The sequence below is a fragment of the Sinorhizobium sp. KGO-5 genome (assembly GCF_036245905.1).
GTDB classification, from domain to species: domain Bacteria; phylum Pseudomonadota; class Alphaproteobacteria; order Rhizobiales; family Rhizobiaceae; genus Sinorhizobium; species Sinorhizobium meliloti_A.
The window spans coordinates 77,956-97,635 of record NZ_BDIZ01000013.1 but is presented as its reverse complement, the minus strand read 5'-3'; the positions used below and the strand labels follow the sequence as shown (position 1 = coordinate 97,635).

Sequence of the window (19,680 nt, the reverse complement as noted above, 5' to 3'; positions counted from 1 at the left end):
TTCATGCCCGCCCCGACCGCAAGGGCGCCTGCCGGAACGGGAGCGAGCACAACGACCCCACGGGCGAATGGAGGAAGTATGGCCTGGCATAAACCGAAATTCATCGAAGTCAGCTGCGCTATGGAAATCACCCGCTATGCTCCTGCGGACGGGGATGAACCGATCCTCTTCTGAAGGCCAGCTTGACGAGGATCGGTAAGGCATCAGGTATCCCGGTGAATAAAACGTCCGATCTTCGCATCATCGTCTTGGGGGCCGCCGCCGGCGGCGGTCTCCCGCAATGGAATTGCGGCTGTCGCAACTGCGCGATGGCGCGCGATCCGGCCTCCGGCCTCAGACCGCAAACGCAGTCGTCGCTCGCGGTGAGTCTCGACGGTGAGAGCTGGGCCGTCTTCAACGCCTCCCCCGACATCCGCCAGCAGGTTCAAAACAATCGGCCGCTTCAGCCGCGCCGCCTCCGTCACAGCCCCATCGAGAGCGTGGTGCTGACGAATGGCGACATCGACCATCTGGCAGGGCTTCTCGTCTTGCGCGAGAAGCAGGCATTCACCCTGTTTTCGACCGGCGCGGTCGGCCGGATCGTCGCCGACAATCCGGTCTTCCAGGTCCTCGACCCGGAACTGGTTTCAAGAGAAACCATCGAAATCGATGAGGCGTTCTCTCCGCTGCCGGGCCTCGTTGCACGGCTCTTCGCCGTTCCGGGCAAGGTGCCGCTCTTTCTCGAGGACGGCGAGCCCGATCTGGGCATCGAGGGCGAGCACACGGTCGGTGTCGAACTGAAGGCCGGCGACAGGCGGGTCTATTATGTTCCGGGCTGCGCCGTGATGACGGATAGCCTCGCCGCGCGCCTGCGCGATGCCGATGCCGTCTTCTTCGACGGCACGCTCTATTCCGATGACGAGATGATCCTGACCGGGACCGGCCGCAAGACAGGCCGTCGCATGGGCCACATGCCGATCGACGGGGAGGGCGGCAGTATCGAGGCGCTCGATCTCTTGAACATCGGCAGAAAGATCTATGTCCATATCAACAACACCAACCCGATCTGGCGGGTCGGCACCGAGCGCGAGCGCGTCGAGGCCCGCGGTTTCGAGATCGGCTATGACGGCATGGAGGTCCGGCTGTGACGACCGCAACTGACAGACAAGCTTTCCATGCCCGCCTGCTGGAGATCGGCAAGGAGCGCTATTATGACAAGCATCCGTTTCATGCCATGCTCCATGGCGGCGGTTGCACGACGACGCAGGTCCGCGCCTGGGTGATCAACCGCTATTATTACCAGAGCCGCATCCCCATGAAGGATGCGGCCTTTCTGTCGCGTTGCGACGACCCGGATATGCGCCGGGCCTGGCGCTCCCGCATCGAAGATCACGACGGCGGCGTCGAGGAGGGCGGCGGCATCCGGCGCTGGCTGCGTCTGGCCGAGGCCGTCGGACTCGATCCAGCCTATGTCGGCTCGGCAAGGGGCGTTCTGCCATCGACCCGGTTTGCCGTGGACGCCTATGTCTCCTTCGTGCGTGAGAAGCCGCTCCTCGAGGCGGTGGCCTCCTCGCTGACGGAGCTTTTTGCGCCGAAGATCCACTCGGAGCGCATTACCGGGCTGCTGGAGCACTACGCCTTCGCCGATGACGCGGCGCTCGCCTACTTCCGCCAGAGGCTGGCGGAGGCGCCCCGGGATGTCGAGTTCGGCCTCGCTTATGTCCTCGACCATGCCGACACGCGGGAAAAGCAGGACGCTGCCGCTCAGGCTCTCACCTTCAAGACGGATGTTCTTTGGGCCCAGCTCGATGCACTTTATTCGGCCTATGTCACGCCGGGGCGCATTCCGCCGGGGGCCTGGGACGGCCGGGAGGGGGTGATCCGCGAGCCGAGAGCACGGGAGGCGGCGGAATGACGGCCGACGCGCCCGGGATTTCAGGATCGAGCGTCGTCAAGCTGGCACGAGGGGTCCGGCTGCATGAGGATCCGGTCCGCGGCCAGACGGTGCTTCTAGCTCCGGAGCGTGCCATGGCCGTGGACGACATCGCCGTCGCCATCGTTCAGGCTCTCGATGGCGAACGAAACCTTGACCGGATCGCCGCCGACTTTGCCGAGAAGTTCGACGCCCCGGTCGAAGAGATCGCGGAGGATGTCAGGACTTTCGTCCAGGAGCTCTCGGTCCGCCGCATGCTGGAGATCGTCCAATGAGCGATACCATCGCCCGACCAGCCGATATTGTGCGCGCCATCCCGCGTGTTCCCCCGCCGATGGCCATGCTGGCCGAACTGACGCATCGCTGCCCGCTCGCCTGTCCCTATTGCTCCAACCCGATCGCCCTGACGCAAGCCAAGGAAGAACTGTCGACCGAGGAATGGACAGGCGTCTTCGCGCAAGCCGCCGATCTCGGCGTTCTGCATCTGCACCTGTCCGGCGGGGAGCCTGCCGCGCGCCGGGACCTCGTCGAATTGACGCAGGCGGCGAGTTCGCTGGGCCTTTACACCAATCTGATCACCTCGGGCGTGGGACTGACGGAGGCGAGGATGAACAGTCTCGCCGAGGTAGGGCTCGACCATATTCAACTTTCCATTCAGGGCGTTTCTCCCGAAAGCGCCGATCGGATCGGCGGGTACAAAGGCGGCTATGAACGGAAAATGGCGGTTGCAGGCTGGGCGGCCGATGCCGCTATACCGCTGACGCTGAACGCCGTCTGCCACAGGCAGAACATGGGCGAGATCGATGAGATGATCGAGCTGGCGATCCGGCTGAAGGCGCGACGCATCGAAGTCGCCACCGTGCAGTTCCACGGCTGGGCCGAGCGCAACAAAGAGGTTCTCATGCCGACCCGCGAGCAGGTCGAGCGCGCTACGCGAACCGTCGCCGAAGCACGCGAGAAGTATCAAGGCATATTGGTGATCGACTATGTGCCCGCCGATTATTATTCGAAGTATCCAAAGGCCTGCATGGGCGGCTGGGGCCGGGTCGGCTTGAACGTCACTCCGTCGGGGCGGGTGCTTCCATGCCATGCCGCGGAAACCATTCCGAGTCTCTCCTTCGAGAACGTGCGCGAAAAATCACTTTCCAGCATCTGGTACGAGAGCAATGCGTTCAATGCCTATCGCGGCGAGGACTGGATGCCGGAGCTCTGTCGGAGCTGCGAGCGCAAGAAGGTGGATTTCGGTGGGTGCCGCTGCCAGGCGATGGCGCTTGCCGGCGACGCGAGCGCAACGGACCCGGTTTGCACCCGGTCTCCGCTTCGCGATCGCCTGACGCTTGAAGTCGAACAGCTTTCGGCGCCGTCCGTCGTCGCCATGAATTATCGCGGCCGGGCATGACCGTTAAATGTGTCGGCACGCTTCTAAAGTGAAGCGTGCCACGAGCGGCGGGGCAGATGCGCCGGTTTCAGAATTGTGCCGCCTCCGCGCGCTGCCGGCGGTATTGCACCGTCGGGAGGCCGCCCCAGCCCCAGTTATCGAGATCGACTTCCTCGATAACCACATAGGTGGATTCAAGCGGTTTGTTCAGGACATCGAGCAGCACTTCGCTGACGCCCCTGATGATCGCGGCCTTCTCCTCGGCGGTGACCGAGTTGCGGCCGGGTGCGCTTCCCTCGCGAGTAACCTGTACGGTGACGATAGGCATTGCAGTCTCCTTTGCGGATCTGGTTCGTGTGTCGTCGCAGGGCGATATGCCGTTTACCAGCGTCCCGCGTTCTGACCGCCGTCGACATGAAGGATCTCGCCGGTGATGAATCCCGCATTTTCGAGATAGAGGACGGCATCCACGACGTCGCGAATTTCGCCCATCCGGCCGACCGGGTGCAGGCCGGCGAGCGTCGAATGCGTCTCAACTGGATGCATCGGGGTCTTGATTACCCCTGGGGAGACCGCGTTGACGCGGACGCCGCTCCTGGAAAACTCCATCGCCAGCGACCGGGTCACCGCGTTCAGGCCACCTTTGGTGAGCGACGCGAGTGCGGAGGGCATGCCGACCATCGGCTGATCGACCAGGCTGGTGGTGATGCTGACAATATGGCCCGAACCCTGCTTCAGCATTTCCGCTGCGGCACGCTGGGTGATGTGGAAGAAGCCGGCGACATTGACCCCGAGATTGTGGTCGTAATCCTCCCGGGTCATTTCGACGAACGGCTTGGCGAGGAAAACGCCGGCATTGTTCACCAGAGAGTCGATGCGGCCGAAGCGCTCGATCCCCTCGCGCACGATCCGGTCGGCGGTCTCCGGCTGGCTGATGTCGCCGGCGACTGTATGGATATCCGGATCGGCGCTCGGCTTGATGGACCGGGAGGTCGCGACGACGCGGTAGTTCCGGTCACGATAGGCGCGAACCAGTCCGGCGCCGATGCCTTGCGAGGCGCCGGTGATGACGACGACTTTCTGTTCGTTACGCATTGATGTGATCCTTTCTCGATCGCAGCGGCCGCTTCCTGCGTCCGCCCTCCGCCCTCGGCGTTGGTGCGATCGAAATTAGATCGGTGCGATCTTTGGGAGAATTACCGGCACTTGGCAGACACTCGACCGGATTCCGGCATAATCAGGTAAGCGTGCCCGCCTCCGCTGCCATGCGCGCAAATTCGGAGCGCAGACGCGGCGCCGCAAAGTCGACAAAGGCGCGGACCTTGGGGACCGACATTCGGCCCTGCGGTGCGAGCAAATGCGCCGGCAGGGGCGGATGCTCGGCATCGGAAAGCACGATCTCCAGGCGTCCGTCCTTCACATATTCCGCGACGTGATAGGAATAAAGCCTCGTCAGGCCGCGCCCGGCAGCCGCCGAAGCGGCGGCAGCGCGCACGCTGTTGACGATGCACCTGGGCTTAAACTGGATCGTCCTGGGGAGGGATGAGCCCTTCGCCGGTGTGAAGCTCCAGGATTCCAGACCGAAATTGGTGAAGGCCAGTATCTGGTGCCTGGCGAGATCGGCCGGTTCTTCGATGCGGGGGTGATTGGCGAGGTACCGGGGCGAGGCGACCACGACGCGCCGCACATCGCCGCCGAGCCGGGTGGAGATGAGCGACGAATCTGCCAGTTGGCCGATGCGCAGCGCAATGTCGACGCCTTCGTCCACCAGATTGACGAAGCGATCGAGGAGAAGAAGCCGGACAGAAACGGTCGGGTAGAGATCGAGGAAATCATCCAGGATGGGACGAAGTATTTCCTCCCCGAGGATTGGTGGCGACGAAATCGTCAACATCCCACGGGGTGCGGAGCGCTCGCCTCCTGCGAGCATGTCGGCTTCCTCGAGGTCGGTTAGCACCCGTCGGCAGGCGGCCGCATAGCGTTGGCCTGCTTCACTCAGTTTGAGGGTGCGGGTGGTTCGATGCAGAAGCTCGACGCCGACATGCGCTTCCAGGAAGCTCAAGGCGCGACTCACCGCCGTGGGCGAGCGCTTCAGCCGGCGGGCCGCCCCGGCGAGGCTGCCTTCGTCGATCGCGGCGACGAAAACTTTCATTGCATCGATGCGGTCCATTATTCTGCCGTTCCCCGGTACAGTGACTGCCATATAGCGAGTATTCACCCGAAGACGGCAATACGCAAATGATGGTGGCAAGGCTGCACTGGCCGGCAGACCTGCGAGAGCCTCGCCAACATACGGTCACGGCTCGAGAATAGGCTGCGTATCCGCGCGATCCTGCGCTTGGAAGCGCTTCAACGAAGGAGAATGACCATGAAGATCCTGATGGTTCTGACTTCGCATGACCGGCTCGGCAACACAGGCAAGCCGACCGGCTTCTGGCTTGAGGAGTTTGCTGCGCCCTATTACGTGTTCAAGGACGCCGGGGCGGAGGTCACGATCGCGTCGCCCAAGGGCGGCCAGCCGCCGATCGATCCCAAGAGCGATGAGCCAGCCAGCCGGACTGCAGCGATGGAGCGCTTCAAGGAGGACCCTGCAGCCAGGGAAGCATTGGCAAATACTCTGAAGCTCGGTGAAGTCAACCAGGAGGACTACGACGCGGTGTTCTATCCGGGGGGACACGGTCCGATGTGGGACCTCGTCAACGACAGGAATTCCATCGCCCTTATCGAAGGCTTCTACGACGCGGGCAAGCCGGTCGCCGCCGTCTGCCACGGCCCGGCCGTCCTGACACAGGTCACGCATCGCGGCGACCCCATCGTCAAGGGAAGGCGCGTCACGGGCTTCACCAATTCCGAAGAGGAGGCCGTTCAACTGACCGATGTCGTGCCCTTCCTGGTCGAAGACGAATTGAAGCGCCTCGGCGGGCGCTACGAGAAGGCTGAGGATTGGGCCGACTTCACGGTTGTGGACGGCAGGCTGGTCACCGGCCAGAACCCGTCGTCGTCCACATCCGCCGCCAGAGAACTGCTGAAGCTTCTACAGTAGTCATCCTTGCCGGCTGGCATGATGCTGCAGAAGGCCCGTGAGGCTTTCTGCACTTCGATACAGATCCCCTCGCTACGAGACACAATCGGGATACCTCGCTCTGGTCCCATGCTCCGCGTGTCAAGCGCGACCGCCGCCGCGAGAGGCGCAGGTCCAATGCAGAGGGACGAAAATGATCCTTTTCACGATAGCTTATCTTGCAGGTGTGCTGACCATCCTCAGCCCCTGCATCCTCCCGGTCTTGCCCTTCGTGTTTTCGCGGGCCGGCCAGCCCTTCGCCAGGAGCGTTCTACCGATGCTCATCGGCATGGTTCTCACATTCTCGGGCGTGGCCACACTCGCCGCGCTCGGCGGGGATTGGGCGGTGAACGCGAATGTGGCCGGGCGGTATGCGGCGATCGCAGTGCTCGCCGGTTTCGGCGTGACCCTGCTTTCGGCGCGGGCCGCGGCTCTGTTCACTCGTCCGGCCGTCGCACTCGGCAGCCGGCTCTCACGAAGGGTGGCCGGTCAGCAGCCGAACGTCGGAGCGTCTCTCCTTCTCGGTGTTGCAACCGGACTTCTTTGGGCGCCCTGCGCAGGCCCAATTCTGGGCCTGGTGCTGACCGGCGCCGCCCTCCATGGTGCGAATGTCGAGACCACGCTTCTGCTGGCGGCCTATGCTGCCGGCGCGGCGACTTCGCTCGCCTTGGCCGTTCTTGCCGGGGGGAGAGTGTTCGCGGCGATGAAGCGATCACTCGGCCTTGGCGAGCGGCTCCGGCAGGGCCTCGGCATCGCCGTACTTGCCGGCGTTGCCGCAATCGCGCTGGGGCTCGATACCGGGCAGCTTGCGCGCCTCTCCTATGCGAGCACCGCAGCCCTGGAGCAATCGCTCCTCGACCGTGTGCGGGACGATCCCGTCGAGGAGAGGGCGAGCGCATCAACGGCCGCCGACGGCGAGCGACCGGCCTACCGAAGCGACTTGCCGGTGGAAGGCATGTTCCCGCCGCTGGACGGTGCCGTCGAGTGGGTCAACTCGAAGCCTTTGAGCGTGGAACAGCTGCGCGGCAAGGTCGTGCTCGTCGATTTCTGGACCTACTCCTGCATCAATTGCATCCGTACGATCCCCTATGTCCGCGCCTGGGCCGAGAAGTACCGGGACCAGGGGCTGGTGGTGATCGGCGTGCATGCGCCCGAATTCGCCTTCGAAAAGCGCATCGACAACGTCAAGAGCGCAGTGGCGGATTTCGATATCCGCTATCCCGTTGCGATCGACAACGATTTCGCGATCTGGCGGGCCTTCGGTAACAGCTACTGGCCGGCGCACTATTTCATCGATGCAGAAGGGCGGATCAGACACCATCACTTCGGTGAGGGCGATTATGCGCGGTCGGAGCGCGTCATACAGGAGCTGCTCGCGGAAGCGGCAGGGAGTAGCCGGAGCGACAGTGGTTTCGTGCAGCCGGATGCGAGGGGCGCCGAAGCCGCGCCCGATCTCGCCCACCTCCGGTCGGGCGAGGATTATGTCGGCTACATGCGCGCTTCGAACTTCGTGTCGCCGGAGCGTGTCGCAGCCGATGCGGCGCGCGATTATACCGCCGGCAAGCCTCGGCTCAATCAATGGAGTCTCGCCGGCAACTGGACGGTTGGTGCAGAGCAGGCGACACTCAATCGGGCCGGGGGCGCAATCACCTACAGGTTCAGCGCGCGCGATCTGCACCTTGTCCTCGGTCCTGGGAAAAACGGCGGCAGGGTGCGCTTTCAGGTGAAAGTCGACGGTGCAGCACCAGGCCCGGATCACGGTTCGGACATCAATTCCGACGGCAATGGAACGGTGGGCGAAACGCGCCTCTATCAGCTCGTAAGGCAGTCGGGCGAAGTGCGCGAACGGACGTTCGAGATACGCTTTCTCGATCCCGGCGTCGAAGCCTTCGTTTTTACATTCGGATGAAAGAAGAGAGGAGAGCGCGCGTCAGTGCCGTGAGGTCTGGCGCGCGTGAATTGTAGCCTACTGTATCGGCGGCCGTGAAACGGTACACGGGCTTTCAATTGCGGTCGGGCGGGCTCACATTCGAGATACATCACCATCGCATTTCACGGCTGTGGTTCACACAATCCGGAGAAGTTCGATGACAGGGGAATTCAATCTGCGGCGGCGGCGGTTCATGGGAGTGGCGGCATTGACCGTCGCTGCGGCGCATTTCGGCGTTGGACGCGGCGCCCTCGCAAAATCAACGAGCGAGGCTCGCATTCCGGCGACAACGCCGGGGACGAATACATCTTTCGCTAAGATCAGGCAGATCGACGCGGGTGTCCTCAACATCGGGTATGCCGAGGCCGGCGCGAGCGATGCGCCCGTGGTCATCCTGCTGCATGGCTGGCCCTATGACATCCACACCTATGTCGATGTGGCGCCCCTGCTCGCGAAGGTGGGCTACCGGGTGGTCGTTCCTTATCTGCGTGGCTACGGCACGACGCGATTTTTATCCCCCGACACACCGCGCAACGGCCAGCAGGCGGCGATCGCCGCCGACATCGTCGCCCTGATGGATGCGCTCGGCATCGAGAAGGCCGTCATCGCCGGCTGCGATTGGGGCGCACGCACCGCCAATATCGTCGCCGCACTCTGGCCGGAGCGCTGCAAGGCATTGGTTTCGGTGAGCGGCTATCTGATCGGCAGCCGTGAAACCAATAAAAAGCCTTTGCCGCCGAAGGCGGAGCTTGCCTGGTGGTACCAGTTCTACTTCGCCACGGAGCGCGGGCGCGCGGGCTACGAACAGTACCGGAAGGACTTCGCGAAGCTCATCTGGCAGCTCGCATCGCCGAAATGGGGTTTTGACGACGCCACCTTCAATCGAAGCGCTGAGGCCTTGGAGAACCCGGATCATGTCGACATCACCATCAATAATTACCGCTGGCGGATCGGCCTTGCCGACGGCGAGCGCAAATATGATGGGCTGGAAGCCCGGCTTGCCGAGCTGCCGGTGATCGGGGTTCCGACGATCACCCTGGAAGGCGATGCCAATGGCGCTCCGCATCCGGAGCCCGCGGCCTATGCCAAGAAGTTCTCCGGCAAGTACGAGCACCGGCTGATCTCGGGCGGTATCGGTCACAACCTGCCGCAGGAAGCCCCACAGGCTTTTGCCCAGGCGGTCGTCGACGTCGATCGTTTCTGATCGCTTTCGCCTGCGGAGCAATGTCCTCGTATCGAACTGTATCCGCCGGCGGTCCCGTGCGGATTGGCTTACAAATTCCGCCCCTTGCGAAACATCCCATACACGTGCGGGGCGGCATATGTGTCTCGACAGTCGGACGAGGCATGCAGCTTCCGTCCCGCATCGTCAACCGAGAAGGCACATGGCGCCTTGCGCCTCCCAGACAAGAGGAGAATGACATGACCACCGCAATCAATAGCGAAAGAGCCCGGCCGGTCGATATGAAGCTCGAAGTTATCGTCGTACCCGTGTCGGATGTCGATCGCGCAAAGGAATTCTACGCGAGCCTCGGCTGGAGGCTCGACGCCGACTTTGCCGGTGCCGACGACTACCGCGTGATACAGTTTACCCCGCCCGGATCGGGTGCCTCGGTCATCTTCGGAAGGCATGTGACCGATGCGGAACCGGGTTCTGCGCAGGGATTGTACCTCATCGTTTCCGACATCGAGGCCGCCCGCGAGGAGTTGCGCGGCCGCGGCGTCGATATCAGCGAGGTGTTCCATGCGGGCGACGTGAATGCCGGGAGCGACGAACCGTATCTGTTCGGAACGCATCGTGTCGACGGCCCTGATCCCGAGCGCCGCAGCTATCGCTCCTACGCTTCGTTCCGCGATCCGGACGGCAATGGCTGGCTTTTCCAGGAGGTCACCGCGCGATTGCCCGGGCGCGTCGACGCGGACGCGACGGCGTTCAGTTCGGCCGCCGATCTCGCTGCCGCGTTCCGCCGCGCCGAAGCAGCCCACGGCGAGTACGAAAAGCAGCTCGGACACCGGGACGAGGACTGGCCCATCTGGTACGCCGATTACATTGTTCGGGAGCAGTCCGGCGAGCCGCAGCCAGCCTGAGACACTGCAGCCTGAAACGATCATGTGTGGCGGGGCGGTCGAGACCGCCCCGTTCCTTTGGTAAGCTGCCCGTCTCGCGGATCAGACGGGGTCGATAGCTCCTCAGGCAGCCCTTGGAGCACTTCCGGGAAGTGCGTCGTTTCAAAGGTGAGCGTTTCACTGTTTTGATGAAACAGGGAAACGCTCCAGGGAAAGCTCCGCGGCAAGGCCGCCGCCGTCACGGTTGCGCAAGGTCAGGGAGCCGCCGATGACCGTCGCGAGCTGTTGGGCGATTGCGAGGCCGAGCCCGGTCCCGCCCGTATCCCGGCTGCGTGATTGCTCCAGGCGGAAGAAGGGCTGCAGAACTGCTTCGAGCTGGTCTTCCGGAATGCCGGGACCGCGATCGAGGACGTTTATGGTCACTGTGCCCTCGGGACGGCGCTGAACCTCGATCTCGGCGCTGCCCCCGAACTTCAGCGCATTGTCGATCAGGTTGGTGAGAATCCGTCTCAAGGCGTGCGGCCGGGTCACGATTGCGCCGTCCGCCAATTTGCCGAAAGTCACGGCCTTGCCGGTATCCTGATAATCATAGGCCAAACTCTCGATGAACGAGGCGAGATCGATGCGGGTAGCCTTTTCGTCCTTGCCGTGGGCGCTGCGTGCATAGGCGACACCTTCCCTGACGAGACGTTCGACCTCGTCCAGATCCCTCATCAGCTTGTCTCTCTCGATGGACGCTTCGGCCATTTCCGCTCGGAGTTTCATCCGTGTGATCGGTGTTTGCAGGTCATGCGAGATCGCGGCCAATATCTGCACGCGCTCCTCCAGATACTGCGCGATGCGATCCCGCATCGCATTGAATGCCGTCGCCGCATAGGCGACTTCCCTCGGTCCGGTCTCGCTGAGGCGCGGCGTCTTGCTGTTCGGATCGAGCGTGTCGGCGGCCTTCGCCAGATCCGCGAGCGGGCGGGTGGCCTGCCGCACTGCTAACCAGCTGCACAGGACCAGAAGGGAGAGCTGAGCGACGAGAACGTAAGGCAGCCAGTCGGCAACCGGCATGACGCCCCTTGGCGTGACGTCGATCGTCAGCGGCTCACCGTCGCTCAAGCGAAGATGTGCCTGAAGACGGCGGACGCCGCCGGGGATGGATTCGACCTCGATCGAATATTTCGCACCGATGGCAGCCCGGACCTTGTCGGCGACCTCGGCGTCGGCCTCATTGAGCACGGGACTGCCGGGCATGCCCGGCCCCAGGACGAAGCGGTAGGATCCGCGAGCGAGCCGGCCCAGCCAGGCGGCGCGTTCGCTCGCGGGCAGCCGGTCGAGAATGGCGATCGACGTCGCGACGTCGGTTTCGAGCGTATTGAACATCACCGACCTGGCGGCGATGTAGCGTTCCGAGAACAGAACCGCAAAGGACATGGCGTGGGCGACCGCCAAGCCGGCGAGAAGGATAACGAAAAGCCGCGCCCTGAGTGTGCGCGGCCACAGGTGAATACCATGGAGAATCGACCGCGCCGCCATCAGCGGGGCTCCACGATCTCGACCGGCACCGAAAAAACATAGCCTTCGCTGCGGACGGTCTTGATATAGGTCGGCTCCCGGGCATCGTCGCCGAGCCGCTGGCGAACCCGGCTGACCAGGAGATCAATAGATCGGTCGAAGAGTTCGGCCTCGCGCCCCTGTGTGAGGTTGAGGAGCTGGTCGCGGTTGAGGACGCGCTGGGGGTGATCGACGAAGACGCGCAGCAGCCGGTATTCGGCGCCGCTGAGCGCGATCGCAGTACCGTCCGCATCGATGAGATGCCTTGCCGTCGTGTCGAGCCTCCATTGGCCGAAACGCAACAGCTGACCCGCCTCCGAGACCTGCAGGTTCGCCGGCAGCATTCGCGCGCGCCGCAGGACCGCCTTGATGCGGGCGAGCAGTTCGCGCGCCGAGAACGGTTTGGCGATATAGTCGTCGGCGCCCATTTCCAGCCCGATGATGCGGTCCATCTCGTCCGAGCGGGCGGTCAGCATGACGATGGGCGTCGCCTTGTGTCTGCCGACACGCAGTTCGCGGCTCAAGACGAGGCCGTCGTCGCCCGGCATCATCAGATCGAGAACGATCAGATCGACCGTATTCGCCTCTAGGAAGGTCCGCATCTGCCGCCCGTCGGCGACGGCGGTCACCCGCAGACCGTTCTTCTTCAGGTAAGCCGACACAAGCTCGCGGATTTCCCGATCGTCATCGACGATCAGGATGTGATCGATATGCTCCATGGCAAGACACCCCTTTGACCGCCATTTCTTATCAGAACGAGAATACCGTGACAGCAGTATTCACCGGCTCATGCCTGTGCCGTAATGCGGGGGTCAACGCAAGGACAGGAAAGCGGCACGCAGCTCGGCGCTGAAGAGATCCGGCCCTTCCCACGCGGCGAAATGTCCGCCTCTGTCCACACGGTTGAGACCGGCGGGAGCACGGAGCCGCCGGTTTGTTGTCGCGCCGCGGTTCTCGGCATCCATGACGGACGCTCACTTGGCCGGAACGACAAGCGGGGAGCCTTTTTCGACGATGTATGTCGCGAGTTCCGATGCCTTGCCGCTGCCGACATTCTTCGCGAGATGAGCCACCCCGGCCGGAATGAACAGGGCATCGCCGGCATGAAGCGTGACCGGCGCGCTCCCCTCGAGCTGATATTCCAGCGAACCTTCGAGCACATAGGCCACCTCTTCGCCCGGATGGGAGTGCTTGATGGAGACGGCACCGGGATCGAAATCGACGCGCACCTGGATCGTTTCGCGCCCCGGCTGGCCGAGATCGTGCTGCAAGAGATCGGTGCGGTGAAGTCCCGCCTGTTGTGCTTTGGCCACTTGCAATGCCAATCCGCTTCCAACGACCAGCAGCGCGGCCGCCAAGATCCGAGACGTCTTCATAGAGGTCATCCTTTCCGCTTTGGCAGAGGCTCGTCCTCGATGCCAGTGCGGTTATTTGAACGACCGCGTGTATTGACGATGTGTCCGCCGGGCGGGACTTTTGTAACGGCATGTGTCTGCGGCGAGGCGTCGGCCTTCGCCGCACGACGCCGACGATGGTCACGCTTATTCGCCGCCCGCCTGCATTAAATCCGGTCGAGGCACCGCCACGGCGCCTGGCGGTCGAGGATGGTCGATCCGGGGCACCAGGTCGACGAGCGGTTCCATGGGCTGGCTTGCTGGCGCCACAGAGGACCGAACCACAGAAGCACGAGCGCCGCTCCGAGCGGGAGGGCGGGGATCGCGATGAACAATGCCGTTTGCATAAGCTTTGTCGGTCACGCGGGGGTAACCGCTCCTATCGGCCGTTGTGCGGCCTCTCGATTCTTACAACCGGATGGTCCTAAGAAAGTTCCTTGCAGTGCACATGCTCGCCGGGGCGGCTGCGAAGTCTTCGATGCGAGCAGATGGGGAACTTTTTACGCCATGAACTGTCGGGCGCGTGCCTTGTTCGTTGATCCCACCTCGGGTCGCTGCCGCTTTAGCCATTGATCCAGCGCCCTCCCGCCTGCCTCTCAAGCGATGTTGCGATCGGTGTTGCCGGCATTCCAGCCGGGTGATCCTCCCGATGGGCGGATGCGAAGGCTGTTCTGGACATGCTTCACGCCGGAGACGGCCTCGGCGCAGTCCTCGGCGCGGCGTTTGGCCCATTTGGAATCAACCAAACCGCTCAGTTGGACTTCGCCATTGGTGACCGAGACCGCGATATCGGAGGCGTCGAGCATTCCGTCGTCGCTCAGGCGATCGCTCACATCTTCCTGGATGCGGGTGTCCGAACGGATGTAGCCCTTGGGACCTTTGCCGCGATGCTGGTCCATCTCGCGTCTGCGCTCGGCGCCCTTGTCGCCCAACCAGGACGCGACTTCGTCGCTGGCGCGTTCGAGAAAGCCGCGCTCCCCGTAGCCCCTGCCAGGACCGGGATACTCCTCGCCATAGTCGTCGTCGCGGTAAAAGCCTCCACCGCCGAAGTGACCTGGACCGTGTGCGCGTTCCCGTTCCCAGCTGTCATCGCGGCCGCGATATGTGCCGGAGCGGCCCGGTTCGTTACCGGCAAAATACTCCGAGCTCTCGTAGTCCGTAAGCCGCGGACCGGCAGTCAAGGCGCGGCGCCTCTCGTCCTCGTAGGTTTGGCCGCGCCGGCGCCGGTCCGATTCGGGATAGCTCTCGTAGACGTCGCGGCTCCAGCTCCTGTTCCTCGCCATGATCTCCTCCTTGGCTTGGTTCGTCGACGTCGGTCAAACCCGCGAGCAGACACTCGGTTCCGGCGCAATGAGCGCTGCGGCACGGGCCCGGGCATGCCGCGGAAACAGGACCGCCCGGAACCTTCGGCGGCCGACACGGTTGGCTGCATTGAGGAGATACGACGATGTTGACGAACTATTTCTGGCTTTTTGTCACCGGCGGTGGCGCCTTCATACTCGGCGCTGCGATCGCCTATGCCATCTTGAAGCAGAGGCCGCTCTCGCGCGCCGAAAAGCAGGCGCAGAAGCGCAAGGTCGAGGAACTTTACGAACAGTCGCCGGAGAACCGGCCCCGCTGATCGCCGGGCGGCGAGATGGCTGCAACGGGAGGCTTCCTGAACGAGCGAAGCACGCAAGGGGAAGGCCTGCGGCGCTTCGCAGGGAACAAGGCTCCAAATGGCTCGTTTGATTGCGTAGACGATAACGATCCCCGTTATGCATGGGAGGAATTGACAATGACCAATGACACAAGCGGCCGCGGGTCCGGCGATCCCTTGGGCAGGCCTTTGACGTCCGCGCAAGGCATCGAGCGCGTGAGCGGCGTGCAAGCCAGTGACACCCGCGGACAGGGGGAGGCGGGTGACCGCAGCCTCGAGAACGCCGTGCGTGAAGACATGAACGAGTTCAAAGAGTTCGCCAGTGAACAGACGGAACAGGCAAAGGCGGCGGTCGGCCGCGCCGTGGAGGATGAGAAAAACGTGGCAGCACGCCAGTTGAGCGGTGTTGCTGACGCACTCGAGAAGGTCGGAAACGAACTCGAACAATCGGATCAACGGGCCATCGGCCGCTATGCAAAGCAGATCGGCACGTCGCTCCAGGGCTTCGCACGCAAGGCAGAGGGCCGCAATCTCGGCGAGATCGCCGGAATGGTCGAAGATTTCGGCCGAAAGCAGCCACTCGCCTTCCTCGGCATGGCCGCGATCGCAGGACTGGCCGCAAGTCGGTTCCTCACCGCTTCGCCACTACGCCGCGACGGACGGGATGCTTCGGGACGGACCCGTCAATCAAGCGAGAAGGAACGCTATAATGGCTAATCATCGGGACGAGCGCCCCCTGACGGAACTGATGACCGGACTGGTGGCGGATATATCCGGTCTTTTCCGGAAGGAAATCGACCTCGCGAAAGCCGAGGCATCCGAGAACCTCAATCGAGCGGTCGGCAGCCTCGAGACGCTCCTCGTCGGGCTGATCTTTGCCATAGGCGCAGTCGGCGTGCTGCTGAGTGCCGTCGTCCAGGGTCTGGGGGCCTTCCTCGTGGCTCAGGGCATGACCGAAGCGAATGCCGATGCGTTGTCGGCGGCCATCGTCGGCGTGGTTGTCGCCTTGCTTGCCTGGGCGATGATTTCGCGCGGCCTCTCGGCGCTCAAGGGCAGCAGCATCCAGTTCGATCGGACGGCCGCCTCCCTGCAGCGCGACGCGAACGTGGTGAAGGAGAGACTGCAATGAACGATTCCGCACACACCCACTCCGCTGCCGAACTGCAGCGCGAAATAGAGGCCGATCGCCAGCGAATCGAGGAAAAGCTCCACGAAATTCAGGAGCGCATGTCGCCGGGAGAACTAATGGACGAACTGCTCGAATATGCAAAAACGAGCGGCGGATCCGAATATCTGAGCAATCTCGGCGTGGCGCTCAAGTCGAACCCGATCCCGGTTGCCCTGATGGGGGTAAGCCTCGCCTGGCTGATCGCCAACCCCGCCTCGCGCGCGCCGCGACACGGGGAGGGGAATGACGATGCGGATGATTACCCGCTTGCACCCGTAAGGGGCTCCGTCCGGAGAGTGGGGCCGGTGGAGGCGAGCTTCGGCGAGCGCTACAGTCACTTCACGGATGAAAGCGGCAGCCGCTTCCGCGCCCTGACGGACGATGCCGGCCGGCGGGCCGGCCACTTCGTCGACCCGGCCGGGAAGATCTATCGCGGCTTTACCGACGCGGCAGGCAAGCAGATCGAAGATATCAGGGACGAGACCGGCGCCCTGTTCGACGAAGCGTCCGGCTGGGCGTCCCGGACGTGGAGACAGGTGAGCGCCGCAGCGGGCCGTATGTCCGATTCGGTGACGGGAGCCGGCAGGTCTCTCGCCGGCAGCATGCAGGGTGCCGGCCGGTCACTCGAAGAACAGGGCGCGCAGCTCAACGCCGCTATCTTGAGGCATTTCCGCGACCAGCCGCTTGTCGGCGGAGCGCTCGCCTTTGCCGTCGGTGCGGCAATCGGGGCGGCGCTGCCCCACAGCGAGGCCGAGGACGAGGCACTGGGCGAAATGGCGGAAGATGTGCGGTCCAATCTCGCGGCCAGGGCGAATGCCGGCGTGGCGCAAGCCATGGAGGCCGGGCAGGAAATCCTCGACAAGGCCGGTGATGCGGCGCTGGAAGTGCATGACGCGGCCAAGGATCGCCTGCAGCAGTCGGTCCGGGAGTAACCTCCTCGCAGCGATTAGTCGTTCTAAATCGCGGAGCGTTTCAGGAACACTGAAACGCTCCGTTGTTGAATCTTCCCGGACCGGAGCCTCCCATACCTACAGATCTGCGCGCGTTTGGCAGCCAGCCGGTTCAGGCCGGCGTGCCGCAAATCGTTTTGCAAATCGATTTGAAAAACGATTTGCAAAACGATTTATCCTCTATTATTCATTGAGGCATGACAACGATTGCCAAGGTAGCGAAACGAGCGGGCGTATCTCTGACAACGGTCTCGCACGTGCTGAATCATGCGGACCGTGTTTCGGCGGAAATGCGTCGAAGGGTGGAAGTCGCGATAGCGGAGCTCGGTTACGTGCCGAACCCCCAGGCGCAGAGTCTGCGCACAGGGCGGACCAATCTCGTCGCAATGCTGATCCCGGATATTCGCAACCCCTTCTATCCGGAACTCGTAAAGGCGGCTCAGTCGGATCTCCAAGCGACGGGGCTGGATCTTCTGATCTTCAACACCGACGTTCCCGGCGGTCACTCGCAGGAGCATAGTCAGCAGTATCTGAGGCATATACGAAACCGCCGGATTGACGGGTTGATCGTGGGCGACTTTGCCCTGCATGACATGCACGACGCATTGATCGGCATAGACGTCCCCACCGTCTTTATCGGTGACCTGCCGAATGCAGCCGTCGACAGCGTCAAGATCGACGATTTCGGCGGCGGTTATCAAATGGGCGCCTACCTTGCGAAGAAAGGCCACGAGCGCATCGCCCATGTCACCGGTCCGTCTTTCTTTGCCGAGGCCATGGCAAGAGCGGCGGGTTTCGAACAGGGTCTGCGCGATCACGGGGTGGAACCGCTCGCCGAACTGCGGCGCGAAGGCACCTATCTTAGCCCGTCGGGCCAGGAAGCCGTAGAATGGCTGCTGGCGAGCACAGGGGACCACCTGCCTTCAGTCGTCTTTTTCGGCAATTATCTCATGGCGGCGGGGGCTATCGCCGAATTCCATGACCGCGGCGTCCGCATTCCCGACGACGTTGCGATTGCCGTTTTCGGCGACCAGCCCCAGCTCGAATATGTGCGGCCGCGGATCGCGCGTGTCGGCAACACCCCTTCGCTGCTCGCGCATCGAGCAACCGCCATGCTGCTTGAACGGTTGTCGGGCGAGTATTCAGGGTCGCCCCGCTCGGAGGTGATCCCCTGCATCCTTCACGCCTTCGATACGGCGTAAGGCGAAGCCGTCCTCCGGAGAGGAGCCGGGGGCGTTTACCAGCAAAACGGGAGGAATTAATGAGTGACAGAGAGAAGGTTTTTCCGACACTGACCCGCCGCGGCCTGCTGAAGGGCGGTGCGGCTGTTGCCGGTGGTGTCGTCGGCCTCGGCGGATTTCCCTACATCAACCGCCTGGCCGTACGGGCCCAGGAAGCACCGCTGAAATTCTGGCAGTTTTACGCACCCGGCGGTCCGGTAGCGAGCCAGGTCGCGTGGTTCGAGAAGACGGTTGCCGATTGGAACGACAGCCACCCGCAAAAGATCGAACTCGAATTCATTCCGAACTCCGAATACATCAGTGGCCCGAAACTTGCGACTGCGTTTGCCTCCGGCGAGGGACCTGACATCTTTATCATCTCGCCGGGTGACTTCCTGCGCTACTATAATGGCGGCGTCCTCAAGGATCTGACCCCCTTCATCGATGACGAGGCGAAGGCGGACTTCCCCGAAAGCGTCATCGCCAACCGCATGGTGGACGGCAAGATCTTCGGCATCCCGATGGAAGTCGAGCCGATGGCGATGTACTATTCGGTCAAGGCTTTCGAGGAGGCCGGCCTCAACGAGAACGATGTCCCCAAGACATGGGAGGCGTTGCTGGAGGTGGCCAAGAAGCTCACGACTCCGGAGCGCTTCGGAGTGATGTTCGAGACCCAGCCGGGATACTACCAGAACTTCACGTGGTATCCCTTCCTTTGGCAGGGCGGCGGCGAATTCCAGACGGCCGACGGCAAGAGCAGCTTCGATTCGCCGGCAACGGTGCAAGCGCTCAAATTCTGGCAGGACGCGATCAACAGTGGGGCGGCGCCCCGCCAGATCATGGGTGCGGGCGGGCACGACACCATTGCGAACCTCGCATCCGGCTATGTCGCCATGCAGAATGTCGGCATCTGGGGCATTTCACAGCTTCAGAGCAATGCCAAGGACTTCCAGTATGGCGTCTTCCGGCTGCCCACGCCGCCAAACGGCAAATATGTGACCGTCGGCGGCGGATGGGCATTCGTCGCCAATGCAAATGGCCGCAACTCCGACGCGGCGGGCGAATTCTGCGCCTGGGCCCTCGCCTCCATGGATCAGGGCTCTGTCGACCGGGTCGCCAACTGGTGCACCAAGGGCAAATCAGACATGCCGCCGCGCAACAGCGCGCTGAAGAGTGGCGGCGGAGCCTTCTCGACGGGTATGATCGGTAAATTCGCCGAGGAGATCCATCCCGGGACCCGGGCCGAGCCGCGCGTTCCGCCGGAGGTGTACAAGATCATCTCCGACGCGATCCAGCAGACGCAGCTGGGCGGCGCCGATCCGCAAACGACGGCGACGGCCGCCTCTCAGCAGCTCGACGCGTTTCTCGCGAGCTATCAAGGCGCGCCGATCCTTTGATGACGGCCACACCGGCGGCCGC

At 63.1% G+C, this 19,680-nt stretch carries 23 protein-coding genes; 15 read left to right on the top strand and 8 right to left on the bottom strand.

The annotated features are described in order from the left end of the window. Window positions 1-78 precede the first annotated feature (78 nt). The 5 genes from pqqA to pqqE are packed head-to-tail and all read left to right on the top strand — an operon-like array spanning window position 79 to window position 3,311. Window positions 79-174: a pyrroloquinoline quinone precursor peptide PqqA gene (gene pqqA / locus BHD07_RS29665; protein WP_003528714.1), complete on the top strand. Its 96-nt coding sequence runs from the start codon at window positions 79-81 to the stop codon at window positions 172-174. Window positions 175-215: 41 nt separating this feature from the next. Next, the gene (gene pqqB / locus BHD07_RS29660; protein ID WP_338284113.1) at window positions 216-1,127 is read left to right on the top strand and encodes a pyrroloquinoline quinone biosynthesis protein PqqB; all 912 of its coding nucleotides are present in this window, start codon (window positions 216-218) and stop codon (window positions 1,125-1,127) included. Then, the gene (gene pqqC, locus BHD07_RS29655; RefSeq protein ID WP_338284112.1) at window positions 1,124-1,894 is read left to right on the top strand and encodes a pyrroloquinoline-quinone synthase PqqC; all 771 of its coding nucleotides are present in this window, start codon (window positions 1,124-1,126) and stop codon (window positions 1,892-1,894) included. The genes pqqB and pqqC overlap by 4 nt, the downstream gene beginning before the upstream one ends. Then, window positions 1,891-2,187, top strand: coding sequence for a pyrroloquinoline quinone biosynthesis peptide chaperone PqqD (gene pqqD / locus BHD07_RS29650; protein ID WP_102762888.1), 297 nt, complete (start codon window positions 1,891-1,893; stop codon window positions 2,185-2,187). The genes pqqC and pqqD overlap by 4 nt, the downstream gene beginning before the upstream one ends. Continuing rightward, entirely contained in the window at window positions 2,184-3,311 is a 1,128-nt protein-coding gene (gene pqqE / locus BHD07_RS29645; RefSeq protein WP_338284111.1) for a pyrroloquinoline quinone biosynthesis protein PqqE, read from the top strand. The genes pqqD and pqqE overlap by 4 nt, the downstream gene beginning before the upstream one ends. 67 nt (window positions 3,312-3,378) lie before the next feature. Here the strand turns inward: pqqE and BHD07_RS29640 are convergent, their stop codons facing one another. The 3 genes from BHD07_RS29640 to BHD07_RS29630 form a co-directional block, all read right to left on the bottom strand. Further along, the gene (locus tag BHD07_RS29640; RefSeq protein WP_018098042.1) at window positions 3,379-3,618 is read right to left on the bottom strand and encodes a tautomerase family protein; all 240 of its coding nucleotides are present in this window, start codon (window positions 3,616-3,618) and stop codon (window positions 3,379-3,381) included. A gap of 53 nt (window positions 3,619-3,671) precedes the next feature. Then, on the bottom strand, window positions 3,672-4,385 hold the full coding sequence (locus BHD07_RS29635) for an SDR family NAD(P)-dependent oxidoreductase (protein ID WP_338284110.1): 714 nt from the start codon (window positions 4,383-4,385) through the stop codon (window positions 3,672-3,674). 142 nt (window positions 4,386-4,527) lie between these two features. Beyond that, window positions 4,528-5,460, bottom strand: coding sequence for a LysR family transcriptional regulator (locus BHD07_RS29630; protein WP_275599662.1), 933 nt, complete (start codon window positions 5,458-5,460; stop codon window positions 4,528-4,530). A 198-nt stretch (window positions 5,461-5,658) separates the two neighbouring features. Between BHD07_RS29630 and BHD07_RS29625 the strand changes: the two genes are divergently transcribed. From BHD07_RS29625 to BHD07_RS29610, 4 genes are all read left to right on the top strand, one after another. Next, the gene (locus BHD07_RS29625) at window positions 5,659-6,333 is read left to right on the top strand and encodes a type 1 glutamine amidotransferase domain-containing protein (RefSeq protein ID WP_338284108.1); all 675 of its coding nucleotides are present in this window, start codon (window positions 5,659-5,661) and stop codon (window positions 6,331-6,333) included. 172 nt (window positions 6,334-6,505) lie between these two features. Further along, complete coding sequence (locus BHD07_RS29620) at window positions 6,506-8,260, top strand: cytochrome c biogenesis protein DipZ (RefSeq protein ID WP_338284107.1); 1,755 nt, start codon at window positions 6,506-6,508, stop codon at window positions 8,258-8,260. Between the two features lie 178 nt (window positions 8,261-8,438). After that, complete coding sequence (locus tag BHD07_RS29615) at window positions 8,439-9,485, top strand: alpha/beta fold hydrolase (RefSeq protein ID WP_338284106.1); 1,047 nt, start codon at window positions 8,439-8,441, stop codon at window positions 9,483-9,485. 143 nt (window positions 9,486-9,628) lie between these two features. After that, window positions 9,629-10,369, top strand: a complete 741-nt coding sequence (locus BHD07_RS29610) for a VOC family protein (protein WP_338284105.1) — start codon at window positions 9,629-9,631, stop codon at window positions 10,367-10,369. A 156-nt stretch (window positions 10,370-10,525) separates the two neighbouring features. Here BHD07_RS29610 and BHD07_RS29605 read toward each other — a convergent pair whose 3' ends face one another. The 5 genes from BHD07_RS29605 to BHD07_RS29585 form a co-directional block, all read right to left on the bottom strand. Beyond that, window positions 10,526-11,872: an ATP-binding protein gene (locus BHD07_RS29605; RefSeq protein ID WP_338284104.1), complete on the bottom strand. Its 1,347-nt coding sequence runs from the start codon at window positions 11,870-11,872 to the stop codon at window positions 10,526-10,528. Beyond that, a complete protein-coding gene (locus tag BHD07_RS29600; protein WP_100672535.1) occupies window positions 11,872-12,609 on the bottom strand; it encodes a response regulator in 738 nt (245 codons plus the stop codon). Before BHD07_RS29600 ends, BHD07_RS29605 begins: the two co-directional genes overlap by 1 nt. 255 nt (window positions 12,610-12,864) lie before the next feature. Next, window positions 12,865-13,266 (bottom strand): cupin domain-containing protein, encoded by a 402-nt coding sequence (locus BHD07_RS29595; RefSeq protein WP_338284103.1) that lies wholly within the window; start codon window positions 13,264-13,266, stop codon window positions 12,865-12,867. Window positions 13,267-13,451: 185 nt separating this feature from the next. Next, entirely contained in the window at window positions 13,452-13,631 is a 180-nt protein-coding gene (locus BHD07_RS29590) for a hypothetical protein (protein WP_100672533.1), read from the bottom strand. 249 nt (window positions 13,632-13,880) lie between these two features. Next, entirely contained in the window at window positions 13,881-14,567 is a 687-nt protein-coding gene (locus BHD07_RS29585) for a BON domain-containing protein (protein ID WP_338284102.1), read from the bottom strand. Between the two features lie 164 nt (window positions 14,568-14,731). On the opposite strand from BHD07_RS29585, the gene BHD07_RS29580 reads away from it, so the two are divergent. The 6 genes from BHD07_RS29580 (at window position 14,732) to BHD07_RS29555 (ending at window position 19,658) form a co-directional block, all read left to right on the top strand. Beyond that, on the top strand, window positions 14,732-14,905 hold the full coding sequence (locus BHD07_RS29580; RefSeq protein WP_324764302.1) for a hypothetical protein: 174 nt from the start codon (window positions 14,732-14,734) through the stop codon (window positions 14,903-14,905). A gap of 156 nt (window positions 14,906-15,061) precedes the next feature. Then, entirely contained in the window at window positions 15,062-15,640 is a 579-nt protein-coding gene (locus BHD07_RS29575; RefSeq protein WP_338284101.1) for a nutrient deprivation-induced protein, read from the top strand. After that, window positions 15,633-16,052: a phage holin family protein gene (locus BHD07_RS29570; RefSeq protein ID WP_003528659.1), complete on the top strand. Its 420-nt coding sequence runs from the start codon at window positions 15,633-15,635 to the stop codon at window positions 16,050-16,052. The genes BHD07_RS29575 and BHD07_RS29570 overlap by 8 nt, the downstream gene beginning before the upstream one ends. Further along, window positions 16,049-17,023: a DUF3618 domain-containing protein gene (locus tag BHD07_RS29565; protein ID WP_324764300.1), complete on the top strand. Its 975-nt coding sequence runs from the start codon at window positions 16,049-16,051 to the stop codon at window positions 17,021-17,023. The genes BHD07_RS29570 and BHD07_RS29565 overlap by 4 nt, the downstream gene beginning before the upstream one ends. A 215-nt stretch (window positions 17,024-17,238) precedes the next feature. After that, window positions 17,239-18,243 (top strand): LacI family DNA-binding transcriptional regulator, encoded by a 1,005-nt coding sequence (locus tag BHD07_RS29560; protein WP_338284100.1) that lies wholly within the window; start codon window positions 17,239-17,241, stop codon window positions 18,241-18,243. A 59-nt stretch (window positions 18,244-18,302) separates the two neighbouring features. Next, window positions 18,303-19,658: an ABC transporter substrate-binding protein gene (locus BHD07_RS29555; protein ID WP_275599671.1), complete on the top strand. Its 1,356-nt coding sequence runs from the start codon at window positions 18,303-18,305 to the stop codon at window positions 19,656-19,658. The last annotated feature ends 22 nt before the right edge of the window (window positions 19,659-19,680 follow it).

Excerpts from the sequence above, each read along its gene's own strand:
- BHD07_RS29560 (WP_338284100.1), top strand. The coding sequence starts at position 17,239 with ATGACAACGATTGCCAAGGTAGCGAAACGAGCGGGCGTATCTCTGACA.
- BHD07_RS29640 (WP_018098042.1), bottom strand. The coding sequence starts at position 3,618 with ATGCCTATCGTCACCGTACAGGTTACTCGCGAGGGAAGCGCACCCGGC.
- BHD07_RS29615 (WP_338284106.1), top strand. The coding sequence starts at position 8,439 with ATGACAGGGGAATTCAATCTGCGGCGGCGGCGGTTCATGGGAGTGGCG.
- BHD07_RS29630 (WP_275599662.1), bottom strand. The coding sequence starts at position 5,460 with ATGGACCGCATCGATGCAATGAAAGTTTTCGTCGCCGCGATCGACGAA.
- pqqA (WP_003528714.1), top strand. The coding sequence starts at position 79 with ATGGCCTGGCATAAACCGAAATTCATCGAAGTCAGCTGCGCTATGGAA.
- BHD07_RS29610 (WP_338284105.1), top strand. The coding sequence starts at position 9,629 with ATGCAGCTTCCGTCCCGCATCGTCAACCGAGAAGGCACATGGCGCCTT.
- BHD07_RS29585 (WP_338284102.1), bottom strand. The coding sequence starts at position 14,567 with ATGGCGAGGAACAGGAGCTGGAGCCGCGACGTCTACGAGAGCTATCCC.
- BHD07_RS29600 (WP_100672535.1), bottom strand. The coding sequence starts at position 12,609 with ATGGAGCATATCGATCACATCCTGATCGTCGATGACGATCGGGAAATC.
- BHD07_RS29595 (WP_338284103.1), bottom strand. The coding sequence starts at position 13,266 with ATGAAGACGTCTCGGATCTTGGCGGCCGCGCTGCTGGTCGTTGGAAGC.
- BHD07_RS29565 (WP_324764300.1), top strand. The coding sequence starts at position 16,049 with ATGAACGATTCCGCACACACCCACTCCGCTGCCGAACTGCAGCGCGAA.
- BHD07_RS29570 (WP_003528659.1), top strand. The coding sequence starts at position 15,633 with ATGGCTAATCATCGGGACGAGCGCCCCCTGACGGAACTGATGACCGGA.
- BHD07_RS29555 (WP_275599671.1), top strand. The coding sequence starts at position 18,303 with ATGAGTGACAGAGAGAAGGTTTTTCCGACACTGACCCGCCGCGGCCTG.
- BHD07_RS29620 (WP_338284107.1), top strand. The coding sequence starts at position 6,506 with ATGATCCTTTTCACGATAGCTTATCTTGCAGGTGTGCTGACCATCCTC.
- pqqE (WP_338284111.1), top strand. The coding sequence starts at position 2,184 with ATGAGCGATACCATCGCCCGACCAGCCGATATTGTGCGCGCCATCCCG.
- pqqD (WP_102762888.1), top strand. The coding sequence starts at position 1,891 with ATGACGGCCGACGCGCCCGGGATTTCAGGATCGAGCGTCGTCAAGCTG.
- BHD07_RS29575 (WP_338284101.1), top strand. The coding sequence starts at position 15,062 with ATGACCAATGACACAAGCGGCCGCGGGTCCGGCGATCCCTTGGGCAGG.
- BHD07_RS29605 (WP_338284104.1), bottom strand. The coding sequence starts at position 11,872 with ATGGCGGCGCGGTCGATTCTCCATGGTATTCACCTGTGGCCGCGCACA.
- BHD07_RS29635 (WP_338284110.1), bottom strand. The coding sequence starts at position 4,385 with ATGCGTAACGAACAGAAAGTCGTCGTCATCACCGGCGCCTCGCAAGGC.
- BHD07_RS29580 (WP_324764302.1), top strand. The coding sequence starts at position 14,732 with ATGTTGACGAACTATTTCTGGCTTTTTGTCACCGGCGGTGGCGCCTTC.
- BHD07_RS29590 (WP_100672533.1), bottom strand. The coding sequence starts at position 13,631 with ATGCAAACGGCATTGTTCATCGCGATCCCCGCCCTCCCGCTCGGAGCG.
- BHD07_RS29625 (WP_338284108.1), top strand. The coding sequence starts at position 5,659 with ATGAAGATCCTGATGGTTCTGACTTCGCATGACCGGCTCGGCAACACA.